Raw genomic sequence first — 16,306 nt, forward strand, 5'->3', positions numbered from 1 at the left:
CGATATGCAGCCAACCGTCTTCAATCAGGCTTTCAGTATTTCCGTGAAACCTTGTGGAGAAACATTTCCTCCCGATAACACCGCAGCCGTTTTCCTGCCGGCTATGCCAGACTTTCCGGACAGGAGGCCGGCGACGGAAACTGCACCAGACGGTTCCACCACCTGTTTGGATGCCTGGAAAAGGAATGTGCAAGCAGCCGCAATTTCTTTTTCCGAAACCGTGATGAGGAGATCAAGATGATCCTGCAAAATCGGGAAGGTCAGTTCACCGGGAATCGACGTTCGCAGGCCATCTGCAATTGTCCCGGTCGGGCCGATAGCAATTCGCTCTCCGGCTTCCAGGGAGCGCCTCGTGTCGTCCGCCATTTCCGGTTCCACGCCAATTACGAGGATATCCGGGTTCAGCTGTTTTACAGCACAGACAACGCCGGCTGCAAGTCCCCCGCCTCCAACCGGGACAAAGATCGCTTCACAGCCGGGAACCTGAGAGATGATCTCCATGCCTGTAGTCCCCTGCCCCGCGATGATATCCGGGTCATCGTATGGAGGCACAAAAACGCCGCCGCTCTCTTTTGCTATCCTGAGTGCTTCCGGTATCCGCTCTGCCGAAGTCAGTCCGCACCGGACCACCCGGCCTCCGTATGCTTCAATTGCTGATATTTTCACAGGCGAGGCATCTTCCGGCACAACGATTGTCGCCTGTATGCCTGATTTCCCGGCAATATAGGCGACTGCCTGACCATGGTTGCCCGAGGATGCCGCCACTACATGGCTGGCTCCTCCGCGGACGGCCTTCAGAACTTTGTTCGATGCCCCTCGAATCTTGAACGATCCCGTTTTCTGCAGATGTTCTCCCTTAAGATATACTTCATTGCCCGCCAGCTCATTGAGCCTCATTGAAGTCAGCACCGGTGTGCGGTGGACGATGCCACCAATTTCTTCAGCCGCTTCCCTGATCTTGTCCATCCCGATCATTGTCATCCCCCCTGATATCTTCCTATATATAGTTTACGTTCCCTGTAATCGGCAGGGCAACCATGACAGTTGTCATGCGCAACTGTTTACACATGTGCCTGTTTTCTGAATACACTTCCGGGTAACCTAGAGTTAACATCATTACGATCGGGAGGCAATTATGAGCAGAGAAAAAACGATTCAGCTCCGAAAAAGCGTCAAGCCCTTTGAAACGACCGATAAGAAGGCCAGCATCATCCAGATCCTCAATACGATTCCTCCGTTTTTCATTCTTTGGGCACTTGCCTACATGAGCCTGTCAGTGTCAGTCTGGCTTGCGGTCGGACTGTCTGTAATTGCTGCAGGTTTTCTCGTCAGGACGTTCATCATTTTCCACGATTGCACCCACGGTTCGTTCTTCAAGAACAAGAAAGCCAATGATACTCTTGGGACGATCACCGGAATCATGACCTTGTTCCCCTACGAAAAGTGGAAGCGCGAGCACTCGATCCACCATGCGACGAGCGGCAATCTCGACAAGCGCGGAACAGGCGATATCTGGGTCATGACCGTTGAAGAGTACCGTGCTGCAACACCGCTTCAGAGACTCGGCTACCGGCTTTACCGGAATCCGATCGTCATGTTCGGGTTCGGGCCTCTCTATCTGTTCCTTGTATCCGGACGCTTTAACCGTAAGGATGCCAAGCCAAAAGAACGCCGCAATACATGGTTCATCAATGTGGCGGTCATTGTCATCTACACCGTCACCGCTCTTCTCGTCGGGTGGAAAGCATTCCTCCTGATCCATGGAACGATCATGTTTGTGGGCGGGATGCTCGGAATCTGGCTGTTCTACGTCCAGCATCAATTCGAGGATTCGTATTTTGAAGATGAATCGGAATGGGACTACGTGAAAGCTGCCGTTGACGGAAGTTCCTACTATAAACTTCCGCTCGTGCTTCAGTGGGTCACGGGCAACATCGGTTATCACCACGTCCACCACCTTGCGCCGCGCGTTCCGAACTACAAGCTTGAAGAAGCCCATGAGTCTGTCGAGCCATTGCAGAAAGCGACGACCATCACACTCAAAACAAGCCTTGAATCACTCCGCTTTAAGCTGTTTGATGAAGCGAACAAGCGATTTATCACTTTCCGTGAACTGAAGACCTCCGCGCCGGCACGCACACGCGCCGCACTGGGCGAAGCCATGAGCCGGCCAAAGCCCGATGCGAGGAAATCCTAATGAACAGCCGCCCGGAACAACCCGGTGCGGCTGTCCGCATTTCCGGAGTCTGGTATAATGCAGAAAACAGACTGATGGGACTGAAGGCATCCGTGCAGAAATGGTATCAACTGTATCCCAAAAACCGATGGTTCAATATTTACGCATGGATTTTCTTTTTGGCCATGCCGTTCTTTTTCATCTTCAGGACCATGTCAGCAAGAGAAATCGGCATCGGAATCATTTTGTTCGCGCTCTTCCTGGTGGCCTACAAATTTTCTTTTATCCAGAATACAGGGGTCCGCTATACCTGTCTGACCTTCGAGATCCTGATCAGTTTCACGCTGACCGTGGCATTCGGCTACATCTACTTTTTCCTGTTCCTTGCCCTGTTTATCGGGGAAATAAGGAGACGGACACCGTTCTTCCTGTTCTACTCGTTTAATATTGCGGCATCCGTCGCCGCGCTTGTTTTGGTCATCTTCACCGAACCGGAAATCTTCAGGACACAATATTCGTTCCTGATCATGTCGGTGATCGGCGTTATCCTGATCCCATTCCATAAATACAGCCGGCACCGCCAGGAAGTTCTTGAAGAGAAACTTGAAGATGCCAACCGCCTGATCGGCGAACTTCTTGTTCACGAGGAGCGCCAGCGCATCGCAAGGGATCTCCATGACACGCTTGGACAAAAACTGTCGCTGATCGGGATGAAGAGTGATCTTGCCTCAAGACTTGCCGGAAGGGATGCGGACCGTGCAGAAAAAGAAATGCTCGATGTCCGCCAGACGGCGAGGACTGCATTGAAAGAAGTTCGGGACTTGGTTTCAGGCATGCGCGGCACGACTCTCCAGATCGAACTCGCCAGAGCTACACAAATTCTTGACGCGGCTGATATCGGGATCACCATCGAAAATAGCATGGACAATTTCGATCCCGGCCCCCTGATCGATGACGTGCTGGGTATGTGCCTGATGGAGGCTGTGACAAATGTCGTCCGTCACAGCAGTGCCTCAAACTGCATGATCCGTCTTGCTGAAACCGGTTCGGGCATCCGGATGGAAGTTAGCGATGACGGAACCGGTATAGGTACACAGCCGGTTCGGGGAAATGGTCTCCGCGGAATGCAGGAACGCCTTGAATTCGTTAATGGCACACTGATTGTGGATGGACGGGGGCCGCTCGGCGGTACCCTGCTTCAGATTGAGGTGCCTGATGTAATCCAGGAAGGGAGAAAGGAAGAGATGGGATGATCAGGATTGTGATCGCGGAAGATCAGCGCCTTCTTCTTGGCGCGCTCGCTTCCCTGCTTGATCTTGAAGAAGATATGATAGTCGTCGGTCAGGCCGCAGACGGTGCCGAGGCAGTGCGGCTAGTCCGGGCGGAAAATCCCGATATCTGCATCATGGACATCGAAATGCCGGTCATGACGGGACTGGACGCAGCGGAAGAACTGAAAGATCATCCCTGTAAGTTCATCATCCTCACAACATTTGCCCGGGCCGGTTATTTTGAACGGGCCCGCCATGCACATGTCGACGGCTATCTCCTGAAAGACAGCCCAAGCGAAGAGCTTGCCGACTCGATACGTTCGATTGTGGACGGCAGGAAAATCTATGCCCCGGAGCTTGTCGACATGGCTTTCAGCAATCCGAATCCCCTCACTTCGAGGGAAGCGGAAGTGATGGAACTGATCGCCGAAGGCAAAGAAACAAAAGAAATCGCGGAGGCCCTGTTTCTGACGACGGGCACCGTCCGGAACTACATCTCCACCATCCTCGACAAGCTGAATGCCGCTAACAGGATAGAAGCCGTTGCCAGGTTCCGGGAAAACGGATGGTTCCGTGGAAAGTGATTTCCCCTAGCCTCTGAATCCTTACCGGCAACCGGATGCTTAATTGCATCCGGTTGCCGGTTTGATTTTTGTCAGAAAGGTTTTCAGGTGACCTTCCGTGGTAAACGCCTAATAGACAGGGAGGTGCGCACAGTTGTTTTTTGACAGTTGGAATGCCATCGGCAGAGTTCTTGTCACAGGAGTCATTTCGTATCCAGTACTAATAATATTTCTTAGAGTTTCAGGAAAGCGGTCTCTTTCCAAAATGAACATGTTCGGCTTCGTCGTGACCATTGCAATCGGTTCAGTATTGGCGACGACCCTGTTGGACAAAAAGACACCTCTCGCGAGTGGGATTACTGCACTGGGGCTGCTCCTGTTTCTCCAGTTTCTGGTGTCATGGCTTACACTGAGATGGAAAGCTGCCAGAGACCTGATCAAGGGGTCTCCTGAAGCTCTCTATGCAGACGGCACCTTCCGTGAAGAAGCCATGAGGAGGACACGGGTACATCAAACTGAAATTCTGCAAAGCGTTCGCGAAAAAGGGATTGCCTCACTTGAACAAGTAGAAGCAGTCGTTCTGGAAACGAATGGAGACATCTCTGTGATCAAAAAAAGCAGCCAGGGAGCTGTTTCCGATACGCTCACAGATGTTAACGGCATGAAAAAGACGCCGGTCCCCTAAGAGGCCTGCGTCTTTTTCATGCCGTCAATTAATTCGCTATGCGTATGGCTATCTTCCCGAACTGTGTGCTGTTCTCGAGTTTTTCCATGGCGTCCCGGATGTCTGCCAGCTGATAAACCGAATCGACGATCGGATGGATATCCTTTTCCCCCATCAGCTTCAGCAGATCACGCAGTTCTTCCCGGTTACCCATCGTAGAACCGAGCAGATCATACTGTCCGTAGAAGAAGGAACGCAGGTCGAAACGGATATGGTCGTCAGTTGTTGCACCAAACGTGACGATGCGACCGCCCTTTTTCAGCACCTCGAGCGAACGGTTGAACGTCGCTTCCCCAACGCTGTCAATAATGAGATCGATGTTTTCCTCCTTCAGCTCTTCTTTCCAGTCCGCATTCGTGTCAATGGCACGGTCTGCACCGATTTCGACCGCCCGGCTGCGCTTGTCCGCGCTCCTGGAAGAGACCAGTACCCTGGCGCCGAGTGCTTTGGCAAATTGGATAAGATAAGTCGCCACCCCACTACCCGCTCCCGGGATGAACACCGTTTGGCCGGCTTTGACCTGACCCCGTGTCACAAGCGTCCTGTATCCGGTCATGGCTGCAAGTGAAAGGACGCCAGCCTCTTCCCATGACAGCCCAGAGGGTTTTGGTTCCAGCTGATCTGCAGAAATCACGATTTTCTCCGCCATCGTCCCGTTGTCCGGCATGCCGAGGATATCGAACTCTGCGGGAGGCGCTGCTGACTGCTCCATCCATCGAAGAGCGGGATTGATGATGACTTCATCCCCTTCGCCAAACCGAGTCACTCCATCCCCGACCTGGCTGACGACACCCGCTCCGTCCGACCCGATGACGACCGCTTCCTTGTCAGGCCCGAGGCGTCCAGGAATGTAGAGGTCCCGCCGGTTCAGTCCGGACACTTTCAGCGAGACGACCGCCTCCCCCGGTCCTGCGACCGGATCTTCCATCTCTTTCAGTTTCCACGTTCCCATTTCATAAACGAATGCCTTCAATTGGTCCACCTGCCTTAAAATGTTGACTGAATGCTTCCAAATCTTCCATTGATGCGATATCCCTCGGGAAAAGGGGTACTGAGATTAACTCCTGATCCCGAAAAGTTTCTGAAATCTGATTTAAATAACCACGTTCATGCTCCCTGCGTTCCCGGAGAAACTCCCCGTCCGCTTCTTCCGGCAGAACCTTATTGATGATGAGTGTACGGACATGAAGGTCGTGGCTGCCCAGGAGCGTTACTGCCTTCTCGGTTTCAAGGATCGGCAACCGCTCGGGATTCAGCACAAAGATAAATCCTGTCTTGTCGGGATTAAGAAGGATTTCCCTTACTCGGGTAAAACGGTCCTGCCGCTCCCGCAGGACATCGTAGATGGGGTCTTCAACAGGATCTCCATCATTCAGCAGCGCCGAATAGTTTTCGTTCGTTTTCCTCCGTCTCTCAAGCAATCCCCTAATCCAGACACCCATTAGCTCAGGCAATGTCAGAAGCCGGATAGTATGCCCTGTCGGCGCAGTATCGAATATGATGCGGTCGAACCCGTCCCTCTCCTCGAGGAGGATGGTGACGAGCCTGTCAAACAGCGCTGCTTCATCTGCTCCGGGAGACGCCTTTGCCGTGTCCAGCTGCCGATTGACTTCGTCGGCCATGCCCGAATGGACAATTCCTTTCAAATTATCCTTCACGGTTCGGATATAATTTTCGGTCTCCCTGTCCGGATTGATTTCCAGCGCGGACAGGCGTTCTGATACGTCGGTGATGTCCCCGTCCAGTTTCCTCCCAAAAATGTCCCCGGTGTTATGTGCCGGGTCGGTGGAGACGAGGAGGGTCCTGTGTCCTTCTGCAGCGGACTTCAGTGCAATGGCCGAAGCCGAGGTGGACTTGCCGACACCGCCTTTTCCTCCCACGAAAATAACTTCCTTATTTAACACGTCCATTCAGATCCCTCCTTTAGCAGCAACGGATTCCGGTAAGCGGGGATTTCTCCATTCCCATCCGGAGGTGCCAGTCATGGAACTTCTCGATCATGTAAGGGTACAGCTCCAGTGTGTAGTAATAGACTGGATTAGGAATGCCGATCATCTCGGAGTATAGAAGAAGCAGGAAAAGATCATCCTCATCCCGGAGTTCCGCCGCTATTTCCCGCTTATGGGGAAGACTGATGACTTCCTCATAATATCGGATCAGTTTCTTGAGTTTTTCTGACAGTTCGATCTGGTCCACCTCCATTAAAGAAAGGGGCCGTTCCGACGGCCCCCGTTCCTCACATCAGTCTTCCACCGGCAGTTTTCGGTCGATGCCCCGCGTCAGGACATTAAAGGCAGTGAGAATAATCCAGACTGCAAACACGAAAATGATCGCTCCGAAAACGAACAGCAGCATATTCGAGTTGGTGCCCCACATCGACCATTCGAAGAACACCTGCTGGAACATGGCAATGAGCGTCATGAACAGGAGGAAGATCATCGGGATCAGTGCGACCATATAGTTTCTGCCGAGTTTTTTGAGCCAGACTGCTATCAGCATGAGACTGATGCCGGCAAGAAGCTGGTTTGCGGTGCCGAATAGCGGCCAAAGCAGATATCCGCCTGATCCGAAGCCATTCGGCCCTTTGGGGATCAGGACAAGTGCCGCACTGGAAAGGACGGCCACGGACGTTGCCACGTGAGTTTTGGAAAGTACCGGCATTTTGTACTCCATGCCAATTTCGGCGATGATGTAGCGCATCAGCCGGACGGAAGAGTCCAGCGTCGTTGCTGCAAAACTGATAATGATGATGGAGACAATCGTTGTCGCCACACTTGCGGGGATGCCGATGCCTCCCGCAAGGCTGGACGCACCTTCCACAAAGTTGCCGAGGCCGCCGGCATTTGCCGCTCCAAAGCTGCTGTAGGCTTCTGTAAATGCCGCCGCACTAGGGAACAGCGTCACGACAGCCAGGATGGAGATCAGCGCAAGGATGCCCTCACCGACTGCTCCGAGATAGCCGACAAAGCGGGCATCGGTTTCTTTATCCAACTGTTTTGACGATGTTCCTGAAGACACGAGGCCGTGGAACCCGGAAATCGCCCCGCACGCAATGGTGATGAACAGAAGCGGGAACCAGGAAACATCATTTGCAGCATGGACAGCCGGAGCCGTGATCTCCGGATTTGTGAAAATCAGGCCCAGATACAAAATACCGAGTCCGACAACAAGCTGGTGGGAGTTGATGAAATCACGCGGCTGAAGAAGCTTCCAGACCGGAAGTGTCGAGGCGATGTACACATAGATCATGAGGATGATGATCCAGATGAAGAAGGCTGACGACACGGCACCCAGACCGAACAGCCCTGCTCCTTCCTCTCCCCCCATCATGGATACCAAATCCACCTGCAGCCAGCTTACCTGGCTCGCGATAATTGCCGTTATATACATGACCGCAAGCGCGATCAGCGAAGGAATAAGCATCTTCTTCTGCCGTTTATATACGGCATAACCGATCCAGACCGCCAGCGGAATCTGGATAAACACAGGAATTACACTTGCCGGGTACTTGATGAACAGATTGGAAATGACCCAGGCAAATACTGCGTTGACCATCAGGACGAGGATCAGGATGATGAACAAAAAGAGCATCTTTGCTCTCTGTCCAATCAGCCGGTCCGCAATGGTTCCGACGGACTGCCCCTTGTTCCGGACAGACAGTGCCAGCGTCCCGAAATCATGGACACCTGCCGCAAAAACCGTCCCCAATACTACCCACAAAAATGCGGGCAGCCATCCCCAATAAACGGCAATTGCCGGCCCGAGTATCGGGGCCGCTCCGGCGACAGACGTAAAGTGGTGTCCCCATAGCACAAATTTGTTTGTCGGGACAAAGTCAACGCCGTCCTTGTACTTGTGGGACGGTGTGACATAATTCGGATCGAGACGGAAGATGCGTTCCGCGACAAACTTTGAATAATAGCGATAACCAAGCGCAAAAACAATCATCCCGATCACAGCAACCAGAATTGCATTCAAACGATTTACCCCCTTTTTGAAATAGTTATATGGAACCCGCTGACGGCAATCTGCCGCAGAGGCGGAAACCCCAATTACTTTACTTTGTCTTGTATTCTATGTATATGTGTACATTATAATTGAAATTTCCGTTTATTCAAAGCTATCGGATATATTTCTGAGTTTCTCATTAAAAAAAGACGGGGCTGCCTCCCCGTCATCTCTCAATTGTGCTCAAATATTGGAAAATCTGTTCTCTGATTAACTGGTTCAGCCCTTCCGGCAGCTCATCCGGCAGGAAGAACCTGGCGTCTGCAGTTTCCTTGCCATCCGGCTTAGGTTCCTGGTCTCCTGATGCATGTGCTGCATAAACGATCGTTACGGAGTAATACTCATCTCCATTTTCCAATCTGGAGAATGTCTGTGGACCGGAAACGACCGTCACGAGAGTCAGTCCGTCAATTTCGATGCCCGTTTCTTCAAGTACTTCCCGACGCCCCGCCTCCTCCGCAGTTTCATCCAGCTCCATGAACCCTCCTGGGAGGCCCCAGCGCCCGTCAAAGCCCTGTTTCAGAAAAACCCGGCCCTTGTCGTCCAACACGCCTACCCCGACGCCGGTAAGCAGAAGCGGCCGGCTTCCCGTAAGTTTCCTAATTTCCTCAATGTAACCCATCCGGCTTCCTCCTATAGCTCCCCGACCGCACGGGCATAAGCATCATGCCATGCTTCCCAATCTGCATGCCGGTCTTCGGGCTTTTCGCCGTCCAGAAGACAGCCTATGACATCCAGGCACACATGCCAGCCAGCCAAATCTTTGACGGTCTGCTCCGTCAGTTTTCGGATCGTCTCTTTGAAAGCGAGCACTGTGCTGCCTCCATCAGAAATCAGATCGAACCTGACCACATCACCGAACCAGTCGAATTCGATGGTCTCTCCGGATTCAAATCTGAAAATCTCCAATTTCTCTTTTCCGTGCTCTCCCATGTCAAACAGATAATGGCCGCCTTCTGCAGCCTCACCCATCCGAAGCTCGTCAAACCAGCCTGAGAGCCGGTCATTGTCGGTCAGATAGGCCCAAACTTCCGTTCTTTCATAGGGATACCGGACTTCCCGATAAGCCGTCAATCCTTCCCCGTTCCTTTTCAATTCAGCGATTCCAGCCATTGGTCTCCCCCTCTGATAAATCAATCCGCCCTGCCATCATTTCGGCAGGACGGATCGGGATTCCTTCTTAAAATTGACAATTCGGTCAGGACAATATGCGGCCTGGCTCAATGTCGGCTTCCAGTACAACCGGACAATGATCGCTCCCCATGATGTCACAATGGATATCCGCGTTTGTCAAAAGCGGTGCCAGCCGTTTGGACGCAAGAAAGTAATCGATCCGCCATCCGATGTTCCGCTCGCGGACCTTATTCATATACGACCACCAGGAATAGACATCGGTACGGTCCGGATAAAAATGCCGGAACGTATCGATGAAACCTGCTTCCAGCAGATTTGTCATCTTCCCGCGCTCTTCGAAGGTAAAGCCTGAATTACCGACATTCGTCTTAGCATTTTTCAGGTCGATTTCTCTGTGGGCGACATTCAGATCCCCGCAAATGATGACAGGTTTTTCTTTATCAAGATACTTCAGGTGATCCAGAAATCGGTCTTCCCATTCCAACCGCAGCGGGAGGCGGCCCAAGTCACGCTGTGAATTGGGCGTATAGACGTTGACCAGATAGAAAGCCGGGAATTCCAGGGTGAGTATCCTGCCTTCGTCCTGGGCATCCTCATCACCGAGGCCATAACGGACCGATAAAGGTTCGTGCTTTGTGAAAACCGCGGTACCGGAGTAACCTTTTTTGACGGCATAGTTCCAATACTGATGATAGCCCTCCAGCTGCAGGTCGATCTGACCTTCCTGGAGCTTCGTTTCCTGCACGCAGAAAACATCAGCATCCACTTCATTAAAATAATCCAGAAATCCTTTTTTCACGCAGGCCCTCAGCCCGTTTACATTCCAGGAAACGAATTTCATCCTGTTGCTCCTTTCATGCAAAAACCCGCCTTCCTTGGAGGGCGGGCATGCCGATTCTATTATCATTCATCGCCGAGGTCGACGTTGTGGTAGACCTGCTGTACATCTTCAAGGTCGTCCAGTGCGTCGATCATCTTCTCGAACTGGGCTTTGTCGTCATCTCCAAGTGCGACTTCCGTCTGCGGGAGCATGCTGAGCTCCGCCACCTGGAATTCCGTGATGCCATTCTTCTTGAAAGCTTCCTGGACCGAGTGGAAGTCTTCAGGCTCGGCATATACGATGACACTGCCCTCTTCCTCGAAAACATCTCTGACTTCGATGTCTTCTTCCATCAGCATTTCAAGAATTTCTTCTTCCCCTTTGCCTTCAACACCGAAGACCGCCGTGGAGTCGAACATGTAGGAAACCGAGCCGGCTACCCCCATATTGCCTCCGTTTTTGCCGAATGCCGCACGCACTTCCGAAACCGTCCGGTTGACGTTGTTTGAAAGCGCATCGACAATCACCATCGAACCTCCGGGACCGAAGCCCTCATACCGGAATTCATCAAAGTTTTCATCCGAGCCGCCTTTTGCCTTATCGATGGCCCGGTCAATGATGTGCTTGGGGACGTTATAGGTTTTTGCACGTTCCAGCACCATCTTTAGTGCCTGGTTGGATTCCGGATCAGGTTCTCCGCGCCGTGCGGCCACGTATATTTCACGGCCGAACTTTGCGTTAACCCGGCTGGTGCTTTGGTCTTTTGCTGCTTTTTTATCTTTGATATTATTCCATTTACGACCCATGAGATTCACTCTCTTTCGGATTTGAACTTCTCTGCAGTAATACAGTATACCAAAAACTCCCGGCAATATGAATTCTGAATCGCCACATCCATACCGGAAATGGCCAATATGATATCATGGGAGAAAAGACTCGTCAAAGAAAGGCCGGGATGACATGGCTTCAATCAAACTGACTACCCTCACTAAAAAAGGCGGATGCGGATGTAAAATCGGACCAGCAGACCTTGCGGGCGTACTTCGTGAACTGCCGGCTGCCTTACCGGATCCGAACCTTCTCGTTGGACTGGATACAAGTGACGATGCAGGCGTATACCAGCTCACCGACGACCTGGCACTTGTCCAGACAACCGACTTTTTCACGCCGATCGTCGATGATCCTTATGACTTTGGACAAATTGCCGCAACCAATGCCATCAGCGACATCTATGCCATGGGCGGCACACCTGTGACCGCTCTGAACATCGTGGCATTCCCGATCGGCAATCTCGACAAGAAGATCCTCGCCGATATTCTGCGTGGCGCGGCAGAGAAAATGAAGGAAGCCGGCGTTACGTTGGTCGGCGGCCACTCAATAGATGATCAGGAGCCAAAATATGGGCTTGCCGTAACCGGGACAATTCACCCGTCGAAAATCCGCACCAATGCTGGTGCAAAACCCGGCGATAAGCTCATACTGACAAAACCGATAGGAGTCGGCATCTACACCACTGCCCTGAAGCGTGATCTTCTTTCGGAAGAAGATATCCGGGAAGTGACGAACGTGATGACCACACTCAACAAAACAGCAGCCGATACGATGAATGAATACGACGTCCACGCAACAACCGATGTGACCGGATTTGGACTCCTCGGTCATGCAACGGAAATGGCCCAGGGCAGCGGCACGGGGCTGATCATCCGTTCCAAAGACGTTCCGGTCCTTCCGCGTACCCAGGAACTTGCCGGGCAGGGTGCCGTTCCGGGCGGTACCAAGAACAACCACGCCCATGTTGCAGACAGCATCACCTATCCGGCCGGGATGGACGAGACCGCCCAGTGGATCCTGTGCGATGCCGTTACATCAGGCGGACTCCTTGCCGCTGTAGAGGGCAGCCAAGCTGAAGGCTTGCTTGATGACCTTCGCAAAAACGGAGTCGATGCCCATATCATCGGTGAAGTGACTGAAGAAAACGCAGGCACCATCCGAGTCCTGTAAGCCAACAAAAGGAAAGAGATGAATCATGAAGCGAGAACTGACACTCGACGAACTGTTTAAACAACGAAAAAACAGCAATCATGCCCTCGTGGACGTACGATCTCCGAAGGAATACGCTGAAGGCACGATGCCCGGCGCCATCAATATCCCGATTTTCGACAATGAGGAACGGGCGGAAGTGGGTACAATCTATAAGCAGGATGGACAACAGGCCGCAATGAAGCGCGGACTTGAGATCTTCTCCGCAAAACTGCCTGAGTTTGTTGAAGAATTCCGGAGCCTGAACCAGCCGTTCACCGTCTTTTGCTGGCGTGGAGGCATGAGAAGCAAAACAGCGGCAACGATGACGGACCTGATGGGCCTGCGCGCAAGCAGACTGATCGGAGGCATACGCACATATCGCCAATGGGTAGTTTCAGAGCTTGAAAAAGCTGAATTCAGTCCCCCGCTTATCGTACTGAACGGTTATACGGGCGGCGGCAAAACCGCGATTCTCCATCGCCTGGAAAGTGACGGGTTCCCCGTCATGGACCTGGAAGGGATGGCCGGCCACAGGGGATCCATCTTCGGCGCGATCGGCCTGGAACCAAGCAATCAGAAAAAATTCGATGCCCTGCTGGTCGGTGGCATGAAAAACTTTGAAGACGCACCTTTCGTCATTATTGAGGGAGAAAGCAGAAGGATTGGCAAGGCCGTACTCCCTGAATTCTTCGATCAGAAAAAGAACGAAGGCATCCACCTTTTCCTACGTCTTCCGATTGAGGAAAGGGTACAGAATATCCTGAATGATTATGACACGGAAGCCTATCCCGAGAAATTTCTTGAAGCATTCTCAAAAATCGAACGCAGGATCCATACGCCAATTGCCAAAGAGATCAGAAACCATCTTGAGGAAAACCGGTTCAGGGACGCGTTCAGGCTTTTGCTGGAATTTTATTACGACCCGCGCTACGAGCATTCCGCAGGACTGGATGAAAACGATGAACGCCAAATCTTTATCGATGCCGACAATATGGAAGACGCCTACCGGAAAGTCCGGCAGCAGATCCAACGCATCGGAAGAAAACTTGCAGCCGGGGAAGCCGCGGCGGGACAAGACCATAAATAAAATTAAAAGCAGGCGGGGAAACCTCAAGGACTCCCCCCTGCTTTTTATCTTGCTTGCCAACAGGAATAGCAGGTATGCAGCAAGCCGGTCTGATCAGTTTTTCGTTCATCGCTTTATTTTATCATTCAGCTCTATAATCTCATCGTTCGCGTATGACTGCCGGACGAATGACGAGATTGACGTCATGAATGATGAAACTTCCACCTCGAATGACGAAACTGAACCGCAAAGACGCTCCATTTCCCTTCCGGTTGTATCGTTTTGTTTCTCATAGGTTTTATGCTACATTATAATTATTCTAATTTAGTTTCCGGGAGCGATGCCAAGTGACTATTTACGAACCCGCCATCCATTTCATGGATGTCCGATATTCCATTGACAACAAGCCTATTGTCGGCCCGATTACGGGGTCATTCCCCTCCGGCCGGATCACCACATTGGTCGGACCTTCCGGAGCCGGAAAAACAACCGTCCTCAAACTATGCAATGGACTGCTGTCTCCAGATTCCGGAGAAATCCTGATCGATGGTCAGTCAGCGACCACCTTCGAGCCGACTGATCTCCGGAGAAAGGTCGGGATGGCCCTTCAGGATGCTCCGATGGTCAACGGGACTGTCTATGATAACCTGGCCCTCCCGCTCCGGCTTCAAAAAAAAGAACTCCCGGAGCCGGATGCCATATCATGGCTCGAGGATGTTGGCCTATCCGGAGACTATCTCCATAAAAAAGCTTCCGAGCTTTCGGGCGGTCAACGCCAAAAAGTCTCCATCGCCAGGACGCTCATCAACCGGTCTGACATTTTACTGATGGATGAAATCACATCTGCACTGGACAAGGCATCCAGGCGCGAAATCGAATCGCTCATCACACGCATCAATCAAAAGTACGGTACGACAATCATCTGGATTACACACAATCTTGAACAGGCCATCTCCATCGGCGACTACACTTGGGTGCTGATTTCCGGTGAGCTGATTGAAACCGGTGACAGCCACATCCTTGAAGACCCGGCAGATGAACGGGTCCGGCGGTTTGTTAAGGGGGAACTGCAATGAGTCCGCTTGCCCTCTTTCTCACACTCATCTTCGTTCTCATTCCCCTGGTTCTGTCAAAAACCTTAAACCTCGGGCTGGAGAGAGATACTATTATTGCGACCGTCCGGTCGATTACCCAATTGTTTGCGGTTGGGTATATTCTGAAGTTTGTCTTCGACTCTGACGGTTACCTGTACATTCTGCTGATGATCGCTCTCATGATTTTTGCAGCAGTGCACAATGCTTCGAAGAAAGGCAAGGCCATTCCCGGCATCCTTTGGAAAATTACCGTCACCATTGTCGTCGTGGAACTGCTGACACAAGCAATCCTGCTTGGCTTCGGAATCGTACCGGCTACGGCACAGTACATCATACCGATCAGCGGGATGGTCGTCGGAAATTCAATGGTGCTCTCCATTCTTTTCCTGAACCGCTTCACAGCGGAGCTTGAAGCCAACCAGAACCGGACTGAGCTGATTTTATCCCTGGGCGGGACGCCCAAACAGGCAGTCCATACACAGCTGACAGATTCCATCAAAGCCAGTACGATTCCGACCATTGAAAGCCAAAAGACGATGGGTCTGGTTCAGCTGCCGGGCATGATGAGCGGTCAGATCATCGCAGGCGCCGACCCGGTACAGGCGGTACAGTTCCAACTGCTGATTTTGTTCCTGCTTTTGACGACCGCAGTCGTTTCAAGCATCCTGCTCGGGTTCTTGTCCTATCCTTCCCTTTTCAATGAACGGATGCAGCTAATCCGCCAGAAAAACGACTGACCATTCGCCCGCAGCACTTCCCCGTGCCTGCGGGCGTTCTTAATCTTTCCGGATTCCGAATGAAAAAGAGGATTTTCTCTATCCCGGACGAAACTTTGTCATGATGGAAATGGTTTTCTGCTGTGTGACAGGACATTAATACGGGAATTGAGAGAATGACGAAGAGCGGATCAGAGAGATAGAGGAGGAGATTGTCATGTATAAGCGGATACTTCTGGCCGTGGACGGATCCGATCATTCGCTTCGGGCCACAGGACAGGCGGCCGCTCTGGCAAAAGCGATGGATGGGGCGGTGGAAATCGCCTATGTCGCGGATTTTTCAAAATCAAAGAATGCTGTGCTTCACTCAAGGGGGCGCTCAGAATTGGATCTTCAAAGACGGAAGCAACTTCTGCCGGCTGAAGAATTGTTGAAGAGTGAGCAGGTGCCTTTTGAAGTGAATATCCTTCACGGCGACCCCGGGCCGGCCATCGTTTCCCATGCAAATGCCCATGCATTCGATCTGGTCATCATTGGCAGCCGTGGCTTGAATCCTTTGCAGGAAATGATGCTGGGCAGCGTCAGTCACAAAGTATTGAAACGCACTGAATGCCCGGTCATGATCGTTAAGTAAGTATCATTACCCCATAATAAAAAAGGGAACTGCGAAAATGAATCCGCAGTTCCCTTTTTGCCGCGACCGATCAGCGCC

The 16,306-nt window shown here is 51.9% G+C and carries 18 protein-coding genes; 9 read left to right on the forward strand and 9 right to left on the reverse strand.

Features of this window, described 5'->3' with window-relative positions:
- Positions 1-24 precede the first annotated feature (24 nt).
- Positions 25-975, reverse strand: a complete 951-nt coding sequence (locus tag BMX91_RS07285; protein ID WP_092051587.1) for a threonine ammonia-lyase — start codon at positions 973-975, stop codon at positions 25-27.
- 160 nt (positions 976-1,135) lie between these two features.
- Between BMX91_RS07285 and BMX91_RS07290 the strand changes: the two genes are divergently transcribed.
- The 4 genes from BMX91_RS07290 (at position 1,136) to BMX91_RS07305 (ending at position 4,695) form a co-directional block, all read left to right on the forward strand.
- Positions 1,136-2,197, forward strand: coding sequence for a fatty acid desaturase (locus BMX91_RS07290; RefSeq protein WP_092051590.1), 1,062 nt, complete (start codon positions 1,136-1,138; stop codon positions 2,195-2,197).
- Entirely contained in the window at positions 2,197-3,429 is a 1,233-nt protein-coding gene (locus BMX91_RS07295) for a sensor histidine kinase (protein WP_245744318.1), read from the forward strand. Before BMX91_RS07290 ends, BMX91_RS07295 begins: the two co-directional genes overlap by 1 nt.
- Positions 3,426-4,031, forward strand: coding sequence for a response regulator transcription factor (locus BMX91_RS07300; protein WP_092051594.1), 606 nt, complete (start codon positions 3,426-3,428; stop codon positions 4,029-4,031). The genes BMX91_RS07295 and BMX91_RS07300 overlap by 4 nt, the downstream gene beginning before the upstream one ends.
- Before the next feature lie 244 nt (positions 4,032-4,275).
- On the forward strand, positions 4,276-4,695 hold the full coding sequence (locus BMX91_RS07305; RefSeq protein ID WP_245744319.1) for a DUF421 domain-containing protein: 420 nt from the start codon (positions 4,276-4,278) through the stop codon (positions 4,693-4,695).
- 28 nt (positions 4,696-4,723) lie between these two features.
- Here BMX91_RS07305 and BMX91_RS07310 read toward each other — a convergent pair whose 3' ends face one another.
- The 8 genes from BMX91_RS07310 to BMX91_RS07345 all read right to left on the reverse strand — a co-directional run bounded on the left by BMX91_RS07310 (position 4,724) and on the right by BMX91_RS07345 (position 11,502).
- Positions 4,724-5,707, reverse strand: coding sequence for a zinc-binding dehydrogenase (locus BMX91_RS07310; RefSeq protein ID WP_092051600.1), 984 nt, complete (start codon positions 5,705-5,707; stop codon positions 4,724-4,726).
- Complete coding sequence (locus BMX91_RS07315; RefSeq protein ID WP_092051602.1) at positions 5,688-6,644, reverse strand: ArsA family ATPase; 957 nt, start codon at positions 6,642-6,644, stop codon at positions 5,688-5,690. Before BMX91_RS07315 ends, BMX91_RS07310 begins: the two co-directional genes overlap by 20 nt.
- Before the next feature lie 13 nt (positions 6,645-6,657).
- Complete coding sequence (locus BMX91_RS07320) at positions 6,658-6,936, reverse strand: cory-CC-star protein (RefSeq protein ID WP_177168312.1); 279 nt, start codon at positions 6,934-6,936, stop codon at positions 6,658-6,660.
- A gap of 39 nt (positions 6,937-6,975) precedes the next feature.
- Positions 6,976-8,712: a carbon starvation CstA family protein gene (locus BMX91_RS07325; protein ID WP_092051605.1), complete on the reverse strand. Its 1,737-nt coding sequence runs from the start codon at positions 8,710-8,712 to the stop codon at positions 6,976-6,978.
- A gap of 196 nt (positions 8,713-8,908) precedes the next feature.
- On the reverse strand, positions 8,909-9,364 hold the full coding sequence (locus tag BMX91_RS07330) for an NUDIX hydrolase (RefSeq protein ID WP_092051608.1): 456 nt from the start codon (positions 9,362-9,364) through the stop codon (positions 8,909-8,911).
- Positions 9,365-9,375: 11 nt separating this feature from the next.
- Positions 9,376-9,855 carry an SRPBCC domain-containing protein gene (locus tag BMX91_RS07335; RefSeq protein ID WP_092051611.1) on the reverse strand — a complete coding sequence of 160 codons (480 nt, stop codon included), beginning with the start codon at positions 9,853-9,855 and terminating at the stop codon, positions 9,376-9,378.
- Between the two features lie 85 nt (positions 9,856-9,940).
- Positions 9,941-10,717: an exodeoxyribonuclease III gene (locus tag BMX91_RS07340; protein ID WP_092052185.1), complete on the reverse strand. Its 777-nt coding sequence runs from the start codon at positions 10,715-10,717 to the stop codon at positions 9,941-9,943.
- Between the two features lie 62 nt (positions 10,718-10,779).
- Complete coding sequence (locus tag BMX91_RS07345; RefSeq protein ID WP_092051614.1) at positions 10,780-11,502, reverse strand: YebC/PmpR family DNA-binding transcriptional regulator; 723 nt, start codon at positions 11,500-11,502, stop codon at positions 10,780-10,782.
- 154 nt (positions 11,503-11,656) lie between these two features.
- Between BMX91_RS07345 and selD the strand changes: the two genes are divergently transcribed.
- The 5 genes from selD (at position 11,657) to BMX91_RS07370 (ending at position 16,228) form a co-directional block, all read left to right on the forward strand.
- Positions 11,657-12,697: a selenide, water dikinase SelD gene (gene selD, locus BMX91_RS07350; protein ID WP_092051618.1), complete on the forward strand. Its 1,041-nt coding sequence runs from the start codon at positions 11,657-11,659 to the stop codon at positions 12,695-12,697.
- Positions 12,698-12,722: 25 nt separating this feature from the next.
- Positions 12,723-13,805 (forward strand): tRNA 2-selenouridine(34) synthase MnmH, encoded by a 1,083-nt coding sequence (mnmH, locus tag BMX91_RS07355; protein ID WP_092051621.1) that lies wholly within the window; start codon positions 12,723-12,725, stop codon positions 13,803-13,805.
- Positions 13,806-14,161: 356 nt separating this feature from the next.
- Positions 14,162-14,860 carry an ABC transporter ATP-binding protein gene (locus tag BMX91_RS07360; protein WP_092052189.1) on the forward strand — a complete coding sequence of 233 codons (699 nt, stop codon included), beginning with the start codon at positions 14,162-14,164 and terminating at the stop codon, positions 14,858-14,860.
- Positions 14,857-15,615 (forward strand): ABC transporter permease, encoded by a 759-nt coding sequence (locus BMX91_RS07365; protein WP_092051624.1) that lies wholly within the window; start codon positions 14,857-14,859, stop codon positions 15,613-15,615. Before BMX91_RS07360 ends, BMX91_RS07365 begins: the two co-directional genes overlap by 4 nt.
- Positions 15,616-15,811: 196 nt before the next feature.
- Entirely contained in the window at positions 15,812-16,228 is a 417-nt protein-coding gene (locus tag BMX91_RS07370; RefSeq protein WP_092051627.1) for a universal stress protein, read from the forward strand.
- Positions 16,229-16,306: the final 78 nt, after the last annotated feature.

Origin of the sequence: Bhargavaea ginsengi (assembly GCF_900109165.1) — a bacterium.
Lineage (GTDB): Bacteria > Bacillota > Bacilli > Bacillales_A > Planococcaceae > Bhargavaea > Bhargavaea ginsengi.